General features: G+C 54.6%; 5 protein-coding genes. All 5 read right to left on the bottom strand.

Features of this window, described 5'->3' with window-relative positions; translation table 11 throughout:
* Positions 1-158: 158 nt before the first annotated feature.
* Positions 159-317: a hypothetical protein gene (locus ABX962_RS34075; protein WP_372726123.1), complete on the bottom strand. Its 159-nt coding sequence runs from the start codon at positions 315-317 to the stop codon at positions 159-161.
* Positions 318-963: 646 nt separating this feature from the next.
* The gene (locus tag ABX962_RS34070; RefSeq protein WP_372726122.1) at positions 964-1,119 is read right to left on the bottom strand and encodes a hypothetical protein; all 156 of its coding nucleotides are present in this window, start codon (positions 1,117-1,119) and stop codon (positions 964-966) included.
* A gap of 225 nt (positions 1,120-1,344) precedes the next feature.
* Positions 1,345-2,001, bottom strand: a complete 657-nt coding sequence (locus ABX962_RS34065) for a tyrosine-protein phosphatase (RefSeq protein WP_372726121.1) — start codon at positions 1,999-2,001, stop codon at positions 1,345-1,347.
* 10 nt (positions 2,002-2,011) lie between these two features.
* On the bottom strand, positions 2,012-2,533 hold the full coding sequence (locus ABX962_RS34060; RefSeq protein ID WP_372726120.1) for a macro domain-containing protein: 522 nt from the start codon (positions 2,531-2,533) through the stop codon (positions 2,012-2,014).
* 19 nt (positions 2,534-2,552) lie between these two features.
* Positions 2,553-2,843: macro domain-containing protein (locus ABX962_RS34055; RefSeq protein ID WP_372726119.1), on the bottom strand; the 291-nt coding region annotated here is incomplete at its 5' end.

The following is a 2,843-nucleotide window of genomic DNA, read 5'->3' as shown; positions in this document are numbered from 1 at the left end:
GTCCGACGGTTGTCACGTTTGCAGCACGATAAACATCCTCGCCCTTCATCCGCCAAACCACATTGGACCACCAAGTCCAATACAACGAATCCTAATTTCCAGTCTGGGAACGTCGGCGATCACCTGGGACGGACGAATAAATTTTCATCCGGTGAACCTCACAAGCTGCCCTCGGGTGCACAATTCGGTTCTGGTTCGTTGCCTTCTTCGTGCTCGTACTCAGTAACGCGGTACTCGTCCTCGTCACCGGCATTGTACTCGGTCACGGCATTGTACTCGGTCACGGCATCCGAACGTGCGATCGGGCGGGGCAACATTGACGCGACCCAAATCCTCGTTCTTCGCACTACATATGCACAGTACAACCCTCTTCACCGCACAAAAAATCTCGCAACGAATGAAACCGCAGATGGACGCAGATGAACACAGATTACCTGCTGACCCATCTGCGTCCATCTGCGGTTCCCACTTTTTAAGTTCCTCGTTTTGCAATCCGACGCTCTATCCCGATTGACACTGGTTGCCCGCCGTTCTTACGCCTATCTCGCGAGTCGTTTTAGCACTGGCCAACATACCCACACCCATCCCATTGCAATCAGTATCACGATAATGGGATCAATAGTAAACGTGACAGACATCGCAGCACCGCAAATGGTGACAAACGCAAGCGTGATAGCGACAGGCAGTCGATGTGCCGAGCGACCATGCTGAGCCCCTTCTGATTCCAGAGCGTTTGGCGGTTTGTATGGACTAGGGCGCATTTCATTCTCGTCGCGATACAAGCTCACATATCGATGAACCACCGGGTGACGTTTCATGATAACACCAAGTGGCTAATCGAGCGGCCACATAGTGAAGGGGTTTGAGCGATTCAGTCGGGTAATGTCCGACATCACCGGGCGGGGAGAGTAAAGTCTTCCATTTGAAAACGGCCGCAAGTCCCGCTCCGTGTGAATGCCATGGTTATGCGACATCCTGACCACGGCGATACAGAAGTGTCAATCGATCGAACGTCGTGGCTAGATCGTCACCAACCAGGTCGTCAGGACCAAACGCAATCGTTGGCAGGAGTGCGTCAAAAATTGGGGTTCGCTTTTGCCACTGAGTTAAAATGGGCAACGTGACTCAGTCGCCAATCTCTGCGAGTACGGGCAGCCCGACGCTGTGAGGCATTTTCTCATAGTAACCTTCGCCAGATGGTGGTGATTCGTATTGGCCCGCAATCATCCACGCTCTGGCGAGCATAGCTACGGAACGCAGATGCTATAATTTGCCGTCTCTAAATGCTTCCCAGCGTTGGGGGCAGCCTTGTGCATCAGAGTCCGGAACTTGAGTCGTCGCTCACTAGATCTGCTCCAAGACAGACCTCTGCAATGGATTCAATTCCACTCCGGGACGGGCCGACTGGACCATCGCGATTGCGTCTGCAGCAGTATTTGCTTTTCCCGATACAAGCAGCACCGCTGAAGCAACAAGGCCGGTTCGGCCGTGACCTTGGGCGCAATGAATCAGAACCGGCTTTGGCATGACATTGATTCTTGCTGCGAGCTTTCTAAGTTCCTCCGAAGTCGCTGCGGAACCATCCAACATGGGATAACATGTGTACGACTGCAGCAGCCAATCACGCTTCGGTTCCGTGAATTCACAAGTCAAGTCGACCACCGACGGGATGTTATCCGGTAATTCGTGTCCTAGCAGTCGTCTGGAAAGAATCAAATCTTTGCCGAGCGAGCTCAGCTTTGGCTCTCGCGAAAGTAGCCGAACCAGATGCCACACGGCGGCAACGTACACGACATAGGGAAACACCAACAGCGTTCCGAGTCGGGAACGTCCGCCGTCAAAGCGTTTGCCAAAGACACCGGGGGCCGAGTGCAAGTACGCCGCTGCAACGACACCAAACGAAAACGCGGGATAAAAAAGTAGCCACGCCCACGGACCAACGCGAGCGGCAGTGATTGATAGTGCCACCGCCAACAACAGAAAGAGAAACCCGTACTTCATGCGGTTGCCTTTACGCTTGAACTTGTGCCGCTGAAATCGCGTCAGCGAGCTCGGATTGATGCTCGGCTGTGCGGACGACGATGGTCAATGAAAGTCCATCGAACCTAGGTTCACCTAAAAGCGGTGCCACCGCGGTTCCAAAATCAGCGATCGACAATGGGCCGTACCCGGTGGCCAGGGTCGGCGTCGAGATCGTCTTCGCTCCTGCTTTGATGGCCATGTCCAATGCGGCAAACACGGTCTGACGGACAAGTGCAATGGACGAATCGTAGAACGGGTCGATTGCGACGGCATGCAGAATGTAATCGAACGGCAGGTCTCCGGCATTACTTTGGACGACGCTTCCCGCTGGCACCGCCGAGATGCCATGACGTTTCAGGTAGGAGTGCAGTTCTTGTTGAATCGTCGGCCCAACCGCCGAAAGGATCGCTCCATTGACGCCGCCGGACAGATTCAGCCAAGGGTTGGCGGTAGAGATCAACCCGTCCGCGGGCACTCTCAGCACATCGCCAACTTGAATGTTGATTTGCATTTCCGTGGAACCTGTTTCGTCAGTCTTTCTTGAATCGGACGATCACGATTCGCCCTGCGAAGCGAACCGTTGCGAGCTGATCCTTCATCATAGCAAGTACGGCGCCGGTCGACCCGCCACCCGTGCCCGCACCAATCAGTGGCAACGCAATCGAAGCGAATTGCTTTTCCTCGGCCAGTGCCAACGCATTTCGACAAGAATCACGAATCGACCGTTCGTTGGACCGCCATGTCATACTGATGCCGGCCACGTGGATGATGGCTTTGAATGGCAGCTTGCCCGCACTGGTCAGCACTGCCCCGCCAAGCGG

The organism is Novipirellula sp. (genome assembly GCF_041583735.1).
Taxonomy (GTDB): Bacteria; Planctomycetota; Planctomycetia; order Pirellulales; family Pirellulaceae; genus Novipirellula.
Note: the sequence above shows the minus strand (reverse complement) of the source record. Positions and strands in the feature narration are given on the sequence as shown.